14 protein-coding genes and 1 pseudogene are annotated in these 15,955 nt (G+C 72.0%); 8 read left to right on the forward strand and 7 right to left on the reverse strand.

Annotated elements, in window-relative coordinates; genetic code table 11:
* Positions 1–2: 2 nt before the first annotated feature.
* Positions 3–671 carry a response regulator transcription factor gene (locus ACWEFB_RS32890; RefSeq protein WP_121155899.1) on the forward strand — a complete coding sequence of 223 codons (669 nt, stop codon included), beginning with the start codon at positions 3–5 and terminating at the stop codon, positions 669–671.
* A gap of 78 nt (positions 672–749) precedes the next feature.
* Here ACWEFB_RS32890 and ACWEFB_RS32895 read toward each other — a convergent pair whose 3' ends face one another.
* Positions 750–1,190: a DUF4395 domain-containing protein gene (locus ACWEFB_RS32895; protein ID WP_452291713.1), complete on the reverse strand. Its 441-nt coding sequence runs from the start codon at positions 1,188–1,190 to the stop codon at positions 750–752.
* Between the two features lie 162 nt (positions 1,191–1,352).
* Positions 1,353–1,946 carry a TlpA family protein disulfide reductase gene (locus ACWEFB_RS32900; protein WP_452291715.1) on the reverse strand — a complete coding sequence of 198 codons (594 nt, stop codon included), beginning with the start codon at positions 1,944–1,946 and terminating at the stop codon, positions 1,353–1,355.
* Between the two features lie 264 nt (positions 1,947–2,210).
* On the opposite strand from ACWEFB_RS32900, the gene ACWEFB_RS32905 reads away from it, so the two are divergent.
* Together ACWEFB_RS32905 and ACWEFB_RS32910 are read left to right on the forward strand one after the other, a co-directional pair.
* A complete protein-coding gene (locus ACWEFB_RS32905) occupies positions 2,211–3,020 on the forward strand; it encodes an SAM-dependent methyltransferase (protein ID WP_452291717.1) in 810 nt (269 codons plus the stop codon).
* A 43-nt stretch (positions 3,021–3,063) separates the two neighbouring features.
* Positions 3,064–4,797, forward strand: a complete 1,734-nt coding sequence (locus tag ACWEFB_RS32910; RefSeq protein WP_452291739.1) for a putative bifunctional diguanylate cyclase/phosphodiesterase — start codon at positions 3,064–3,066, stop codon at positions 4,795–4,797.
* 64 nt (positions 4,798–4,861) lie between these two features.
* Here the strand turns inward: ACWEFB_RS32910 and ACWEFB_RS32915 are convergent, their stop codons facing one another.
* The 4 genes from ACWEFB_RS32915 to ACWEFB_RS32930 form a co-directional block, all read right to left on the reverse strand.
* Positions 4,862–5,995 (reverse strand): glycosyltransferase family 4 protein, encoded by a 1,134-nt coding sequence (locus ACWEFB_RS32915; RefSeq protein WP_452291719.1) that lies wholly within the window; start codon positions 5,993–5,995, stop codon positions 4,862–4,864.
* A complete protein-coding gene (locus ACWEFB_RS32920; protein WP_452291721.1) occupies positions 5,992–7,251 on the reverse strand; it encodes a M48 family metalloprotease in 1,260 nt (419 codons plus the stop codon). Before ACWEFB_RS32920 ends, ACWEFB_RS32915 begins: the two co-directional genes overlap by 4 nt.
* 55 nt (positions 7,252–7,306) lie before the next feature.
* Positions 7,307–7,537 (reverse strand): hypothetical protein, encoded by a 231-nt coding sequence (locus tag ACWEFB_RS32925; RefSeq protein WP_326556679.1) that lies wholly within the window; start codon positions 7,535–7,537, stop codon positions 7,307–7,309.
* Between the two features lie 235 nt (positions 7,538–7,772).
* Entirely contained in the window at positions 7,773–9,173 is a 1,401-nt protein-coding gene (locus tag ACWEFB_RS32930) for an NYN domain-containing protein (protein ID WP_452291723.1), read from the reverse strand.
* A gap of 126 nt (positions 9,174–9,299) precedes the next feature.
* Here ACWEFB_RS32930 and ACWEFB_RS32935 point away from each other — a divergent pair, with 126 nt between their 5' ends.
* The 5 genes and pseudogenes from ACWEFB_RS32935 to ACWEFB_RS32955 all read left to right on the forward strand — a co-directional run bounded on the left by ACWEFB_RS32935 (position 9,300) and on the right by ACWEFB_RS32955 (position 14,938).
* Positions 9,300–11,135, forward strand: coding sequence for a DEDD exonuclease domain-containing protein (locus tag ACWEFB_RS32935; protein ID WP_452291725.1), 1,836 nt, complete (start codon positions 9,300–9,302; stop codon positions 11,133–11,135).
* Between the two features lie 129 nt (positions 11,136–11,264).
* Positions 11,265–13,055 carry a RelA/SpoT family protein gene (locus tag ACWEFB_RS32940; RefSeq protein ID WP_452291727.1) on the forward strand — a complete coding sequence of 597 codons (1,791 nt, stop codon included), beginning with the start codon at positions 11,265–11,267 and terminating at the stop codon, positions 13,053–13,055.
* 80 nt (positions 13,056–13,135) lie between these two features.
* Positions 13,136–13,639 (forward strand): annotated as a pseudogene (locus ACWEFB_RS32945) (NUDIX hydrolase); the annotation flags it as partial.
* Between the two features lie 119 nt (positions 13,640–13,758).
* On the forward strand, positions 13,759–14,622 hold the full coding sequence (locus ACWEFB_RS32950; RefSeq protein WP_452291729.1) for a nucleotidyltransferase family protein: 864 nt from the start codon (positions 13,759–13,761) through the stop codon (positions 14,620–14,622).
* A 28-nt stretch (positions 14,623–14,650) separates the two neighbouring features.
* Positions 14,651–14,938 carry an Lrp/AsnC family transcriptional regulator gene (locus ACWEFB_RS32955; protein ID WP_121155933.1) on the forward strand — a complete coding sequence of 96 codons (288 nt, stop codon included), beginning with the start codon at positions 14,651–14,653 and terminating at the stop codon, positions 14,936–14,938.
* Between the two features lie 109 nt (positions 14,939–15,047).
* Here the strand turns inward: ACWEFB_RS32955 and ACWEFB_RS32960 are convergent, their stop codons facing one another.
* The gene (locus ACWEFB_RS32960) at positions 15,048–15,737 is read right to left on the reverse strand and encodes a DUF4142 domain-containing protein (RefSeq protein WP_452291732.1); all 690 of its coding nucleotides are present in this window, start codon (positions 15,735–15,737) and stop codon (positions 15,048–15,050) included.
* Positions 15,738–15,955 lie beyond the last annotated feature (218 nt).

A 15,955-nucleotide genomic window follows, 5' to 3' on the forward strand; every position in this document is an offset into this window, starting at 1 on the left:
GCATGACCACGAGCCCCACGCCGGCTGGCCGCACCAAGGTCCTTCTTGTCGACGATCACGACCTGATCCGCAAGGGCCTGCGCCACGCGTTCGAACGGGACCGTCAGTTCGAGGTCGTCGGTGAGGCCGCGACGGCGGCGGAGGGGGTCCGCCAGGCGGGTGCCCTCCAGCCCGACGTCGTGATCATGGACCTTCGCCTCCCCGACGGCAGCGGCCTGGAAGCCACCCGCGCCCTGCGCAAGTCCAGCGCCACCATGGGCATCGTCGTCCTCACCATGTACGCGGGCGACGACCAGTTGTTCGGGGCACTCGAGGCGGGGGCCAGCGCCTTCGTACCGAAGACCGCCCCGGCCGACGAGGTGGTCGCCGCCGCCCGGCACGCCGCGTCGTCGCCGAGCGCGTTCACCGCCGCCGACCTCGCCGAGGCGATGAAGCGCCGGCTGGCCCCGTCCGGTCCGCAACTCTCCCCCCGTGAGGGGCAGGTTCTCCGCCTGCTCGCCGACGGGATGAGCGTGGCCGGCATCGCCAAGCAGCTCTTCGTCAGCGAGTCGACGGCCAAGACCCACATCTCGAAGCTCTACGAGAAGCTCGGCGCGGCCAACCGGGCTCAGGCCCTGATGACCGCCCTGCGGCTGGGGCTGCTGGAAGCCCCCGACGCGCCGAAGTTCTGACCGCTTCGCGGTTCGGGCCGGCCACGGTGTGCGTACACCGGGCCGGCCCGTACCCGTGGCGAGGCCGGCTGACCGGGGTCAGGACGCGTCGACCGGCACCCGGGCCGGGATCGCCCGGCCGCTCAGCCGGCGGAACGCCAGGTAGGCCTCGCATCCCAGGCAGAGCCCGAACGCCGAGTTGAGAAACGCCGCCGCGAGCGCCAGGGCCGCCGCGACCACACCCAGACCGTCCGCGCCGCCGAGGTAACCGGCCGCCGCGACCAGCGTGAAGACCAACCCGACAACCTGGGCGAACCGCACCGGCGCGGCCGGTTCCAGCTCCGTCGGCGGGCTCAGCCGGCGCGCCACGAGGGCCCGGAACAGCAGCCCGTACGGGCCCCGGCGCGGAACCGCGGCGGTGATGGCGAAAACGGCGGCCTGGGCCAGCGCCAGCCAGCCGGAGCCGGTGAGCAGGACGATGATCAGGACCACGGTGGTGACGGCCGCGGCGAACCGGGGACCGCGAGGGTCGAGCAGCATGGTTTACCTCTGTCGGGTAAGAGGGCGACGCGTGTCGGGGGAAGAGGCGGCGCGCTGACGGCCACCGGGGAGCCGGGACGAACGGGGTCCGGGCTCAGCGACAGAGGCTGGTGCAGAGGCGGCCGTGGTCGACGATCCGGCGTCGGGTGAGCAAACGGGCGGTCACCGGCCGGCGCCTTCCCGGTCCCGCCCACCGGCGGTGTCACCGGAAGCGGCGAGCAGGGGCGCCAACGCGGCGATCACCTGCGCCTTGCCCGGCACACCGGTGGCCCGCTGGACGATCCGGCCGGCCGCGTCGACCACCAGCACCGTCGGCGTACGCCAGATGTTCAGTGCCCGGACCGCGGCGAGCTGGCTCTCCGCGTCGACCTCGACATGCCGTACGCCGTCGAGCAGCCCGGTGACCTCACCGAGCACCCGCCGGGTGGCCCGGCAGGGCGCGCAGAACGCCGACGAGAACTGCAACAGGGTCGCGGGCGTCCCCGGCTGTACGCCGAGCGCCGCCAACAGGGCGGGGTCCACCACCATCCCCGGCGCACCGGGATCGTCGGCCGGCCGGTCCTGCGGCTGCTCCGACCGATCCTGCACTGACACCGTTCGCCCCTCCGCTACCGCCGGTCGCCCCTCCGCCGGAGCCGGTCGGGCCGGCACCGGGCGCAGCCGACCGTCGCGGCGGCGGCGCCACAACCCGAAGGCGGTCGCGGCGACCAGTACGGCCACGACCACGAACGAGCCGGTCAGCGCGGAGTCCTGCACGATCCCCAGAGTGCCACGCGCCGCGACGGTTGACCACGGCGTCCCACTCCGGGTGGGCCACGTCCCACCAGCGTCGGCCCGGCCGGGCGGATGGGGCGGACCCCGTGTCCATGTCGGATCGGAGCCGTGCGATGGTGACTGCCGTCATTGATCCGGGTGACGATCCGGCGCGGTCTGGATAGCTGGACGGACGACGGGCAGAATAGCCGGGGAACCACCCGAGGGGCAGTATTTCGTGCGTTCTCAGCGTAGGGGCAGGTAGGCATGCAAAGGCCGGACTGGGCACCGCAGAGCATCGACATCGAACGACCCAGCGTGGCCCGCATGTACGACTACTATCTGGGCGGCTCGCACAATTTCGCGGCGGACCGGCGCGCGGCCCAGGCCATGATCGCGTCCGTTCCGGAGGCGCCCCTGATGGCCCAGGCGAACCGGGCCTTTCTCCGCCGGGCGGTGCACTACCTCATCGACGCCGGTATCCGGCAGTTCCTCGACATCGGCTCGGGCATCCCGACGGTCGGCAACGTGCACGAGATCGCCCAGCGGGCCGCCCCCGACACCCGGGTGGTCTACGTCGACGTCGACCCGGTCGCGGTGGCGCACAGCCGGGAGATCCTCAGCGGCAACGAGCAGGCGACCGCGCTCTGGGGCGACCTCCGTCAGCCCGCGGAGATCCTGAGCCATCCGGACGTACGCAAGCTGCTGAACTTCGACGAGCCGGTGGCCGTCATGGTGGTCGCGGTGCTGCACTTCATCCCGGACTCGGACGACCCCCGTGGCATCCTGTCCACCATCCGGCGCAGTCTCGCCCCCGGCAGTTACCTCGTGCTCTCCCAGGCCAGCGACGACGGTCGGACCGACGACGAGCGCGAGGACGCCGAGCGTGTCTACCAACGTACGGACAATCCGCTGACGGTTCGCAGCCGGCGGGAACTCACCGGACTCTTCGACGGTTTCGACCTCGTCGACCCCGGTGTGGTCTGGGTGCCGCAGTGGCGACCCGACGCGTTCGACAGCCTCGACGACGCCGAACGGGCAGTGTTCATGGGCGGCGTGGGACGGCACGGTGGATGACGATTTCGGCGACCGGTCGGTGCTGACCGCCGCCCGGCCGGGCCTGCCCACCTTCGCCCGGGCCTGGGCCAAGGCGGTCACCGGCACCAGCTACCTGCCGATGACCCAGACCCAGCTCGAAGAACTCCTGCAACGGTTGACCGGCGAGTTGGCCGACGCGTTGCAGTCGGAGCCGTTCGACCTGCGTACCGGGCACCGGGTCGGTGCCGCCCTGGTCGCGGCGCACGTGGCGTCGGCGGAGGGACTCGGCCGGACCATCGAGGTCATCCAACTGCGCCTGCTGCGCGATCTCGGTCTCTGTCAGGAGGACGCCCAGGACCGGATGGCCCGGCTGCTGGCCACGGTCGCCACCGGGTACAGCCGGGCGATGCACGACCGTACGCTCGACGAGCAGGAGTCGATCCGGCGCGCCGGCATGGTCGCCCGGGAGCAGGCGGAGCGGGCGCTGCGGGAGAGCGAGGCGCGGTTCCGCCACCAGGCCACCCACGATCCGCTGACCAACCTGCCCAATCGCGCCCTGTTCACCGAACGGCTCGGCGCGGCCGTACGCCGACCGGACGCGGGCGGCAAGCGGATCGGCGTCTGCTTCATCGACCTGGACCGGTTCAAGGTCGTCAACGACACCCTCGGGCATCCGGTCGGCGACCAGTTGCTGGTCTCGGTGGCGGAACGGCTGCGGGGGCAGGTCGGCGACCACCTCGTGGCGCGGCTCGGCGGCGACGAGTTCGTCATCCTGGTCGAGGACACCACCTGCACCGACGACGCCCTCAAGGTCGCGGACGCCGCCCTGGCCGCGATCGGTGAACCGTCCGTGGTCGACGGGCACGAGCTGACCATCTCGGCGAGCGTCGGCGTGGTCGAGCGCCCGGTCACCGGTACCACCCCGGACGACGTGATGCGGGCCGCCGACGTGACCCTGCACTGGGCGAAGGCGTCCGGCCGGGGACGCTGGGCGTTGTTCGACGCCGAACGCAACGAGCTTGAGCTGAACCGGCACGCCCTGTCGGCGGCGATGCCGGGGGCACTGGACCGGGGCGAGTTCTACCTGGACTACCAGCCGCTGGTGTCGCTGACCCGCGACGAGGTGCTGGGGGTGGAGGCGCTGGTCCGCTGGCGGCACCCGACGCGGGGCGTACTGAACCCGGACAGTTTCATCGGGCTGGCCGAGGAGACCGGGCTGATCGTCCGGCTCGGCGACTGGGTCCTGAACGAGGCCTGCCGGGAGGCCCGGCGCTGGTTGACGATCAGCCCGGACGCGCCGTTCGTCAGCGTCAACCTGGCGGTCCGTCAGGTGCACGTGGCCGGTCTGGCGGACGAGGTACGCGCACTGCTCGACCGGACCGGCCTGCCACCGCACAAGCTCCAGCTCGAAATCACCGAGAGCGCGTTGATGACCACCACCGGCGAGCCGGTGCAGGCGCTGCGGTCCCTCGCCGAACTGGGCGTCCGGATCGCCATCGACGACTTCGGCACCGGCTACTCCAACCTCGCCTACCTGCGCTCGCTGCCGGTCTGCGAGCTGAAGGTGGCCGGCTCGTTCGTGGCCGGGCTGCAGGCGGCCGACGACGACCCGGCGAGCCACACCGACGAACGCATCCTGGCCACCCTGGTCTCCCTCGCGCACGCCCTCAACCTCACCGTCACCGCCGAGGGTGTGGAGACCGCCGGGCAGGCCGCCCGGCTGCGCGAACTCGGCTGCGACGCCGCCCAGGGCTGGCACTTCGGCCGCCCCGAGCCGGCCATCCGGATCCACGACCGACTGGGCCAACAGAGCTAGCCGCTTCCGTGATCACGAAGAGTTCGGCTCGCTATGACCGGCCAAACTCTCCGCGACACCGGAACTAGCGGGCGTCGGGATGGAGGAGGTTGGTCAGCCGGTCGGCCTGCAACTCCCAGCGCCACTCCCGTTCCACCCAGGCACGGCCGGCGGCGCCCATCCGCCGGGCCGACGCCGGATCCACGAGCAGGGTCGCGACCCGGTCGGCGAGCTGTGCCACGTTCCGGCCGTCGACCAGGTAGCCGGTCTCGCCGTCGCGTACCGCGTCGGGGGCTCCGCCGGAATCCCCCACGACCACGGGCAGGCCGGTCGCGGAGGCTTCGAGGAAGACCATCCCGAGGCCCTCGACGTCCAGACCGTGGTTGCGGGTCCGGCACGGCATCGCGAACACGTCACCGGCCGCGTAGTGCGCCGGCAGGTCCTGCCACACCACGTTGCCGGTGAAGGTCACGTGCGCGGTCAGGTCGTGCTCGCGTACGAGTTTCTCCAACGTCGACCGGTACGGCCCGCCGCCGACGATCAGCAGGGCGGCGTCCCGCACCCGGCGCCTGATCTGCGGCAGTGCCCGGATCAGCACGTCCTGGCCCTTGCGCGGCACCAGCCGGGACACGCAGACGACCACCGGCCGGTCGGTGAGTCCGTAGCGGGCCCGCAGCCCGGTCGCGTCGATGTCGGGGTGGTGCAGGTCGACGTCGACACCGGGCGCGAGCCGGCGCAGCTCGGTGACGTCGTGCAGGACCCGGTCGAGCCGGACCCGGGTGTACTCCCCCAGGTAGGTCGTGACGTCCAGTCCCCGGCCGATCCGGCGCAGGGTGGCGCGGGCACCGGGGAGCGCGGCCCACCCGATCTCGTGGCCGTGGGTCAGGGCGACCGCCCGTTCGATCCCGGCCCGACGGCGCAGACCGGGTGCGAGCAGTCCGAGCGGGGCGGCGGCACCGAACCAGAGCGTGTCGCAGCCGTACTCGACGGCGAGTCGGGCCGCCCGCCGGGCGACCGAGGGGGTCGGCAGCAGCATCCCGGTCGACTCGCGGACCACCTCGAACGGCTGCTCGGCGTCGAACTTCTCCGCGCCGGGATGAGTGGAGGCGTAGACCACGATCGAGCCGGCCGGTTGGCGTACGGCGAGGTTGTGCACGAACGACTGGATCCCCCCCGCCCGGGGTGGGAAGTCGTTCGTGATCACGAGCGTCCGGCTCACCGGCCCTCGTTCCGGGCGTACGCGCGGGCGGCGGCCATCCGCTCCACCGTCGACGGGTGGGAGGCGGAGTAGAGGTACTCCCAGCGGGGCGGGTCGGGGTCGGACAGGTTGACCGTGGCGAGCCGCCGCTGCATCGCCTCGAAGGTGGCCGGGTCACCGGTCAGGTCGAGGGCGTGCGCGTCGGCCCGTGCCTCGACCCGCCGGGACAGCAGCGCCTGGGCCGGGGTGCTGACCAGGCCGACCACCGCGACGACGGCGAACACCAGGGCGAACGCGCGCGGCTGGGCGATCGAGTCGACCCCGGCCGCCCGGAGCAGCCCGCCCCAGAACCCGAGCAGGTAGAGCGCGGTCACCGCGGCGGCGGCACCGAGTGCGCCGGTGAGCGTACCGGCGAGGACGTCCTGGTCCTTGGCGTGGCCGAGTTCGTGCGCCACCACGCTGGTCACCTCGTCCGGGGTCGCCTCGCGCAGCAGGGTGTCGTAGACGACGATCCGGCGGGTCGGGCCGAACCCGGAGACGTACGCGTTGACCGCGCGGGTCCGGCGGGACGCATCGGCGACCAGGACGTCCCGTACCGGCACCCGGTCCCGTTCGGCCAACGCCATCAGCTCCGTACGCAGCGGCCCGGCCTCCATCGGGGTGAACCGGTTGAAGACCGGCTCGACCAGCACCGGCAGGACGAACGACAGCAGCACCACGAGTACCGCGGCACCGGCCGCGCCGAGCGCCCACCACCAGCGCGGGGCGAACCGGGTCACGGCGTAGAAGCCGAACAGCGCGACCGCGCCGATCACGGCACTGACCGCGTACGACTTGAGCAGGTCCAGACCCCAGCCGCCCCAGCTCTGGGTGGACAGCCCGTAGCGGTCCACGACGGCGTGGCGCCAGGCCGCGAACGGGAGGGTGACCAGGTCGGCGACGAGCACCACGGCCAGCCCGCCGAACACCGCCTGGGCGATCCAGTGGTCCCCGAACGGGCGGCTGACCAGGTCGACGAGTTTGCCGCCGAGCGGGGTCAGGCCGAGCACCAGGGCGATCAGCAGGCCGACGAGGAGTGCGCCGTACGAGCCGGGGCGCAACGCGGCGTGGAAGGCCCGGCTGCGGGCGACGTCGGCCGCCGGGAGTTCGCGCAGGGCGGCGAGTTGGTCGGCGCGGGGCGCCGGTGGGCGGTGCCACGGCACCAGCAGGGCGGAGCTGGCGATCAGCAGCACCACCAGCCCGACGAGCGTCACGACCGCCCACCCCCGAGGCGTCATCCGTGTCGCTCCTCCCGTTTGCCCGTGTGCGCCGGCTCATCCTAAGCCGGGGACCTCAGGCGACGTGGCGGCGCCGGGGGCGGCGGGGGCGGACCATCGGCAGTGCGGCGGGTGCTGGCCCGGACAGCACCGACACCTCGAACCCGGCCCGGGTGAACACCTCGATCGCCAGGTGCTCCTCCGCGTTCAGCCCAGCCTCGGCGGCCGGCTGGTCGATCAGGGCGCTGACCAGGCAATCGGAACAGGCCGGGCCACGCACCGTGCAACTGTCGCAGTCGATGAGCATCGCTCCTCCTCGCGGTACGGCCGAAGCCCTGTCGCGCCCCAACCACCGTCAGTCACATCGACGCTAAGTCAGGGGTACGACAAACCGCCCGACCGCCTCCTGCCACCCCAATCCGACCACTGCCCCTGATACAGAGAATGAGTGGCTATCCGGGGACGAATAACCACTCATTCTCTGTAATAGCGCGCTCCAGCCGGCGCGCAGCGCGGCGCGCAGCGGCGCGGCGCGGGTGGGGTCAGGAGCGGGAGAGGCGGCGGAGGAGGGAGTCTGCGCCGAGGGGGTAGGCGCCGTGGCGGCGTACCCCGTCGGCTACCTCGCGGTCGGAGGAGACCACGACCACCGGGCGGCCGGCGGGCTCGGCCCGTACCAGCCGGCGGATCAGGTCGTCCGCGGTTTCGCCCTTGCGGGAGAAGAGGACCCGTACGCCGCGCGGGGCGGGCGGCAGTCCGTGCATCCGTTCGGCGCCGTCGAAGACCACGGTCACCTCGGCCCCGGTCTGCGCCGCCAACCCGCCGAGCCCGGTGATCAGGCGCTTGCGCTGCTGCTCCAGCGACATCTCGCCGAAGCCCCGCTTGGTCACGTTGTAGCCGTCGGCCACCAGGTGCACCCGGGGCATGGCGAGCAGTTCGTCGAGCCGGGCCGGGTCGTCGGTGTCCAGCGCGCGGGCGGAGGTGGTCGACGCCGGACGGTCGGCGAACGCGTCCGCGACGTAGTCGGCCGGCATCCGGTCGGCCGGGTCGAGCGCCAGTTCCCGGCGCAGTCCGACGGCGGCCTGGCCGATCGTCTCCAGCAGCAGCCAGAGCCGGGCGTCGTCGACCGAGCGGGCCTCCTTGGCGGTCTGCCGGGTCGCCCCTACCACCGCCTCGGCCTCGGCCAACCGGGCCCGCAGGCGGCGCAGTTCGGCGTCGTGGTCGGCCCCCAGCCGGGCCGCCCGACCCTTCTCGGTGGCCAGCATCTCGGTCGCTTTGCGCTCCTTGGCCTGGGACTCCCGCAGCGACCGGGCCAGCACCCGGGACTCCTCGCGGAGCTGACCCAGTTCCTCGCGTACCCGGGCGACCTCGTCGCGGAGCTTGTCGGCCTCGACCCGGGCCACGGCACGGTCGTGCTCGGCCCGGCTGGCCCGCTGCTCGGCCTCGCGGACCAGTTCGGCGACGACCGCGCTGTCCGCCTCGGCCCGTACCGCGACCCCGGCCGCCTCGACCAGTTCCCGCCAACCGCGCGGGCGGACCAGGTAGGCGAGGGCGGCGACCTCCACCGGGTCGGCCGCCGCCGGGGCGGTCCCCGCGATCACCGCCGCGCCGAGTTCACCCGCGTCGGTCAGTACCCGTTTGGTGATCCGTTGCCGGAACAGGGGGTCGCTGGCGAGTTGGGTGGCGATCATCGGTGCGCCGAGCCGGGCCCGCCGGTTGGGCGCGAACTTGGCCACCCGGCGCAGCGGTACGGGCAGTTCCTCGTTCGGCAGTCCGGGGAGGGCGACGGCGGTCAGCGCGACGATCCGTTGCCGGACCGGTTCGGGCAGTACGGGCTCCGGTTCGAGTTCCAGGACCTCGTCCTGCTCACCATCCCCGTCGACGGCCGGCACGGCGTGCGCCCCCGGTTCGGGGAGGCGGTCGTCGGTCGGTTCGGTGAGGGGCATGTGCCAAGTCTCCCACCGTCGGCGTCGGGAGCGCCCGATGACTCAGATGATCTCTTCTGGTAGATCGGCTGTTACCAGCGGTACGGATGGTGCGTCCGTGTCGTACCCAAGCCCTAACCTGCCCGAATGGCACAACCCCATCCCCCGGTGCCCCGTTCCGGGCCACCCCGACCCCGTACCGGCACCGAAACCGCCCGGCCCGCCACCGAGGCGGCCCGCCCCGGATACGTCCAGGGCACCCTCGACGGCCTGCTGACCGGCACCGGGGCGCCGGACGAGCTGCCGCTGTTCCAGACCACGTTCGTGGTGGTCGACCTGGAGACCACCGGCGGCGCCCCGGACGGCGGCGGCATCACCGAGATCGGGGCGGTCAAGGTGCGTGGCGGCACCGAGCTGGGGACGCTGGCCACGCTGGTCAACCCGGACCAGCCGATCCCACCGTTCATCACCGTGCTGACCGGGATCACCCAGGCGATGCTGCTGCCGGCGCCCCGGATCGCGGAGGTCCTGCCGAGTTTCCTGGAGTTCATCCGGGGCGCGGTCCTGGTGGCCCACAACGCCCCGTACGACGTGGGTTTCCTCAAGGCGGCCTGCGCCCAGCTCGGGCACACCTGGCCGAACCCCCGGGTGCTGGACACCGCCGCGCTGGCCCGTCGGGTGCTCACCCGTGACGAGGTGCCCAACCGCAAGCTGGGCACCCTGGCCGCCTACTTCCGTACGCCCAGGCAGCCGAGTCACCGGGCGTTGGACGACGCGCTGGCCACGGTCGACGTGCTGCACGGGTTGATCGCCCGGCTGGGCGGGCACGGGGTGCACACCCTCGGCGACACGATCGAGTTCGCCCGCGCGGTCACCCCGACCCAGCGGCGCAAGCGTTACCTCGCCGACGGGCTGCCGAAGGTGCCGGGGGTCTACATCTTCCGGGCCGCCGACGACCGGCCGCTCTACGTCGGCACCTCGGTTGACATCGCCACCCGGGTACGCAGCTACTTCACCGCCGCCGAGAAGCGGGCCCGGATGTCGGAGATGCTCGCCGCGGCCGAGCGGGTGGAGGCGGTCGAGTGCGCGCACGCCCTGGAGGCCGAGGTCCGCGAGCTGCGGCTGATCGCGGCACACGCGCCGCCGTACAACCGGCGGTCGAAGTTCCCCGAGCGGAAGGTGTGGCTCAAGCTGACCACGGAGGCGTACCCCCGGTTGTCCGTGGTCCGGCAGCTCGCGCCGGACGACGACGCCTACCTGGGTCCGTTCACCTCCCGGCGCGGCGCGGAGCTGGCCGCGGCGGGCATCCACGACGCGGTCCCGCTGCGCCAGTGCACGCACAAGCTCTCCGCCCGGACCACCACGCCGGCCTGCGCGCTGGCCGAGCTGGGTCGCTGCGCGGCACCCTGCGAGCACCGGATAAGCCCGCAGGAGTACGAGCGCACCGCGACCATCCCGCTGCGGATCGCCACCCGGGAGGATCCGCAGGTGGTGGTCGACGCGTTGCTGGCCCGGATCGAGGCGCTGGCCGTCGACCACCGCTACGAGGAGGCGGCGACCGTACGGGGCCGCCTGGTCGCGGTGCTCCGGGCCACCCTGCGGATGCAGCGGCTGACCGGGCTGACCCGGATCGGGGAGCTGTCGGCGGCCCGGCGCACGGACACCGGCGGCTGGGAGCTGGTGGTGGTCCGGCACGGGCGGCTGGCCGGCGCGGGGACCGCCGCGCCGGGGGTGCATCCCCGGCCGGTGCTCGACCTGGTCCGGGCGACCGCCGAGACGGTCCTGCCCGGACACGGGCCGATACCGAACGCCTCGGCCGAGGAGACCGAGCGGATACTGGCCTGGTTGGAGCGACCGGAGACCCGACTGGTCGAGGTTTCCGCCGGCTGGGCGTCACCGGTACGCGGCGCGGCACGGTTCCGGGACCTGCTCGCGAAGGCCGAGTCGGCCTCCTCCGCCCAACTCTCGACCGAACGCCTATGAGCAACTGACCGATCGGACTACGTCAACCCAACTAGGCTGTTAAGGAAGTGCAGTCCTGCCCGATTAATCGGGCTGCTCCCGTACGACCGCGCCGGTCCGTGTGGGAGCCGGGTGAGGAGGTGTCTCCGCGTGGACGTCGACGCCGGACACGGCGCCGCTCTCGGAGGCGCCCCGACGACCCGAGCTGGTGAGTTACCGCTGACCAGACGCCTGCGCTCGCTGCTGTCCTGGGCGCCCGCGGAAGACGACCCGGTGACCCAGTTGGCGCGCAGCCACCGTGGCATCCATCCGAGTGCCGACACCGTTGTCCTGCGCCGGGGTTACACCATCGCGGAGAACATGCACCGGGGGCAGTTCCGCAAGAGCGGCGAGCCGTACATCACCCATCCGCTGGCGGTCGCGCAGATCTGCGCCGACCTGGGGATGGACACCACCACCCTGGTCGCCGCGCTGCTGCACGACACAGTGGAGGACACCCGGTACACCCTCCAGGCGCTGACCGACGACTTCGGTCCCGAGGTGGCGCACCTGGTCGACGGGGTCACCAAGTTCGACAAGGCGTTCTACGGCAAGGCCGCCGAGGCGGAGACCATCCGAAAGATGATCATCGCGGCCGGCAAGGACGTCCGGGTGCTCATCATCAAGCTGGCCGACCGGCTGCACAACATGCGTACGCTCGGAGTCCGCTCGCCCGCCTCCCGGGCCCGGATCGCCCGGGGCACCCTGGAGGTGCTGGTCCCGCTCTGTGACCGGCTCGGCATCCAGGCGCTCAAACGGGAGCTCGACGACGTGGTGCTGATGCACCTGGAGCCCGAGCAGTACTCCCGGATCGAGGAACACGTCAACAACCGTCCACGGTGGGCCAACTACCTGCAGGACGTGGTCGGTCGGGCCCGGACGGTGCTGCGACGGCACCGGGTGGTCAGCATGGTCGAGGCCCGCCCCCGGCACTTCTACTCGATCTGGAAGGACACCGTCGCCGGGGAGCACTCGGTCCCGTTCGACCTGCCCCGGATCGCGATCGTGGTCGACGGCCCGGACACCGACTGTTACGCCGCGCTGGGCGCCATCCACGGGATGTGGCGACCGGTCGCCGGCCGGTTCAAGGACTTCATCGCCTCACCGAAGAACAACCTCTACCGCTCGTTGCACACGACCGTGATCGGCCCGGAGGAGCGCACCGTCGAGGTGCTGATCCGCACCAAGGCCATGCACCAGTCCGCCGAGTACGGCATCGCCGCCGAGTTCCGGTTCCCCCAGTCGGGCGCCGCCGGCGGCTCCAACACCGACCAGTTGGACTGGCTGCGCCGGGTGCTGGACTGGGAGCAGGAGACCTCCGACTCGGCGCAGTTCCTCAAGTCGCTGCGCGGCGACCTCGCCGAGAGCCAGATCCAGGTCTTCACGGAGGGGCGGCAGGTCGTACTCCCGGCCGGTTCGACCCCGGTCGACCTGGCGTACGAGCTGAGTATCCACAAGGGCGACCACTGTCTCGCCGCGAAGATCAACGGACGGTTGGTGCCGCTCTCCTCCCCGCTCGACGAGGGCGACGTGGTCGAGATCTTCACCGAGGCTGACGGGCACGGCGAGTGGGACGTGGCCACCGAGCCGTCCGGCCCGCGCCGGGAGTGGTTGGACTTCGTCAAGTCCCCGCACGCCCAGATGCAGATCAACCGGTTCTTCGCCGAGCACCAGGAGCCGGGAATCTCGATCTCGGACAAGGTACGTCTCGGCCGGGCGACCATCGGGCTGACCCTGCGCAAGCACGATCGGGGCCTGGCCAACGACCTGCCCCTGCGCCGGCTCTCCGAGGAACTCGGCTATCCCGACCTCGAAACCCTGCTGGTCGCGGTCGTCGACCGGACGATCGAGCCGGACATGGTGGTCGACCGGCTGATCGCCCAGGTCGACCAGCCCGAGTGACGCCTCATGCCCCGGCTGCCCGCAACCGTGCCACCGACCTCTAGCCTGGTTCAGTGACCACCCGTCGAGCGCCCAGGGCCATGTTCTACCGCACCTTCTACCGACTCCCCCATCCGGTACGGCGGAAACTGGTGCGTCTGGTCGTACCGAAGTACATCGTCGGCGCGGTCACCCTGCTCTACGACGAGGACGCCCCGCCGCCCGGACGTCTGCTGCTGCTGCGTCAACCGCCCGGTGACAAGGGCTGGGGCCTGCCGGCCGGGCTGCTCCAGCGCCATGAGGAGCCGGTCGTCGGCGCGGCCCGCGAGTTGCACGAGGAGTCCGGGGTTCTGTTGGCGCCGGAGCAGTTGCGCCCGGCCGCCCCGAACGCGGTGATCCACCTCAAGGGCTGGGTCGACTGTGTCTTCGAGGCGTCGGTGCCGGCGGCCACCACCCCGCTGGTGGTGGACGGCGGCGAGGTCTACGAGGCGGCCTGGCACCCGCTGGACAACCTGCCCCGGCTGACCACGTCGACCGCGAGGCTGCTCGGCCGCTACGGCATCGGCCCGCTCGCCGACACCTTCGTGGGTTCACCCGCAACGCCGGCATCGGCCACGCCGGGTGATGCGGCAGCGCACGGATCCACCCCGCCCGCGCCGGGCGCACCGGCGGCCGACGAACCGGGCGCCGACGAGCCGGGACGAACCGATCCCGGACCGGCGGCATGACCGCTCCGCCCGACGGCATCTGCGCGATCATCCTGGCCGCCGGTGAGGGCACCCGGCTGCGGCCACTGACCGAGCGGGTCCCCAAGGCTCTGTGCCCGGTCGGCAACGTACCGCTGCTGGAGCGGGCGCTGGACCGGGTGGCGGCGCTCGGCTTCACCGGCCCCGAACGGGTCGCGGTCAACGCCTGCTACCTCGGCGAACAGGTGGTCCGGCAGGTCGGCGCGAGGGCCCATCTCTCGGTCGAGCCCGGTTCCCCGCTCGGCACCGCCGGCGGGGTGGCGAACCTGCGCGACTGGATCGACGGGCGGGGCGTACTGGCCGGGAACGCCGACAGTTACCTGGCCGACCCGCAGGCGGCACCGGGGCCGGACATCGCCGCGCTGCTCGCCGACTGGGACGGCCGGACGGTACGCCTGCTCGGCCAGCCCCTGCCGGACCCCTCGGAGCCGTACGGCTTCAGCGGTCACCGGTTCGCCGGCTTCTCGCTGCTGCCCTGGCACTACGTACGGGACCTGCCGGTGGAGCCGGCCGAACTCGTACGCGCGGTGTGGCGGCCGGCGGAGGCGGCCGGTGACCTGACCGTGGTGCCGTACTCCGGCACGTACCTGGACACCGGCACCCCCGCCGACTACCTGGCGGCGAACCTGCACGCCGCCGGGGACGGCAGCCTGGTCGATCCCACCGCGACCGTGACCGGCGCACACGACCGGGCGGTGATCGGCGCCGGCGCGCGGGTACGCGGCACGGTGCACCGATCCGTGGTCTGGCCCGATGGCGTCGTGGCCGAGGATGAGCGGCTGGAGAACGCGATCCGGGTCGGCCACGACCTGACCGTGACCGTCGGTGACCCTCTAGCATGAGCGGCAGGTCCACGAAAGGAGCCCGACGGTGATCACCGCGATCGTCCTCATCGACTGCGCGACCGACTCGATTCCCGAGGTGGCCGAGGCGCTGGCCGCCCAGCCGGGGGTCAGCGAGGTCTACTCCGTCGCCGGCAACGTCGACCTGATCGCGGTGGTGCGGGTACGCGAGTTCGACGAGATCGCCGAGGTGATCGCCGGGCGGATCTCGAAGGTCCCCGGCGTCATGAACACCGAGTCGCACATCGCCTTCCGGGCCTACTCCCAGCACGACCTGGAGGAGGCGTTCGCCATCGGCCTCGCCGACGCGGACTGACCCGCCCCTGCGGCCGGTCCCGGCTGCGGCCCGTACACGGACACGTTGCCCGCCAGCTCGTTCGCTGGCGGGCGACGTGATTTCCGCTCCCCTGGAAGTCAGCCAGGGATCAGCTGATGCCGGGGTTGGGCGAGAGCGTCGATCCCGGACCGGACTGGCTGCCGGTGCTGCTCGGGCTCGGGCTCGGCGTACCCGACGAGCGACCCGGGCTCGGTGCGCTCGGGTTCGGGGTCGGCCCCACGGACGGGTTGGCCGGCACCGGTACGCCCAACTTCCGGGCCAGTGACAGCAACTCGTCGAAGTGCATCTGGAGCTTCGGCAGGGCGGCCTGGGCCACCTTCTTCACCGCCGGATCCGAGCCCTGTGCCAGCTCGGTCTGCGTCGCCTGGATGTTCTTCAGGTGCGCGGTCAGCTCCGCCGAGATCCACTGGGTGTCGAACGCGGCACCGCTGGTCCCCTGCAACTGGCTCAGGACCGCCTGCTGGTCCGGTGTCGGTGAATCCGGCAGGGTCACCCCGGTGGACGAGGCGGTGCTCTGCACCTGCTTGTCCAACTGGGCGTGATCCATTACGAATTTCGACCCGAGATCCTGGACCTGCTTGTTCGTACCGTTCTGTCGGGCCAGGTTCCCGGTCGCGATCTCGGCCAGATTGGCCTGGTGAATCGCCTGCAGATACTGCGAATCCTGCTGGGAAGGCGCGGCAGCGCCATGTGCGGCGGTAGCCGGCGCCAGGCTCACCAGCGCCAACCCGAGCATCGCCAGACCGGCACCTATCCCCAAGCGTTTGACAGCCAACATGTGCTTCCCCCCTCGCATCGTTGGACAGCACCCGCTTACCCCATCCCAGCCCACACACGCAGCCCTTCCCCGCCACCGGCCAAAACGCGTTGATCATGAAGTTAGCGACGTCCCGGAGGCTCCGGAGCGTCGCTAACTTCATGATCAACGGGGTGAGGGTGGGGTGGGGTGGAGTGGGGCCACGCATATCTCCCGTTCCGTCATTTGTCCAATCGGAA

The organism is Micromonospora sp. NPDC004704 (assembly GCF_053601675.1).

What these genes read in the sequence shown, in the direction of transcription:
- ACWEFB_RS32960 (WP_452291732.1), bottom strand. Translation starts at nt 15,737, where the DNA reads ATGTTGGCTGTCAAACGCTTGGGGATAGGTGCCGGTCTGGCGATGCTC.
- ACWEFB_RS32930 (WP_452291723.1), bottom strand. Translation starts at nt 9,173, where the DNA reads ATGCCCCTCACCGAACCGACCGACGACCGCCTCCCCGAACCGGGGGCG.
- ACWEFB_RS32895 (WP_452291713.1), bottom strand. Translation starts at nt 1,190, where the DNA reads ATGCTGCTCGACCCTCGCGGTCCCCGGTTCGCCGCGGCCGTCACCACC.
- ACWEFB_RS32950 (WP_452291729.1), top strand. Translation starts at nt 13,759, where the DNA reads ATGACCGCTCCGCCCGACGGCATCTGCGCGATCATCCTGGCCGCCGGT.
- ACWEFB_RS32935 (WP_452291725.1), top strand. Translation starts at nt 9,300, where the DNA reads ATGGCACAACCCCATCCCCCGGTGCCCCGTTCCGGGCCACCCCGACCC.
- ACWEFB_RS32920 (WP_452291721.1), bottom strand. Translation starts at nt 7,251, where the DNA reads ATGACGCCTCGGGGGTGGGCGGTCGTGACGCTCGTCGGGCTGGTGGTG.
- ACWEFB_RS32890 (WP_121155899.1), top strand. Translation starts at nt 3, where the DNA reads ATGACCACGAGCCCCACGCCGGCTGGCCGCACCAAGGTCCTTCTTGTC.
- ACWEFB_RS32905 (WP_452291717.1), top strand. Translation starts at nt 2,211, where the DNA reads ATGCAAAGGCCGGACTGGGCACCGCAGAGCATCGACATCGAACGACCC.
- ACWEFB_RS32925 (WP_326556679.1), bottom strand. Translation starts at nt 7,537, where the DNA reads ATGCTCATCGACTGCGACAGTTGCACGGTGCGTGGCCCGGCCTGTTCC.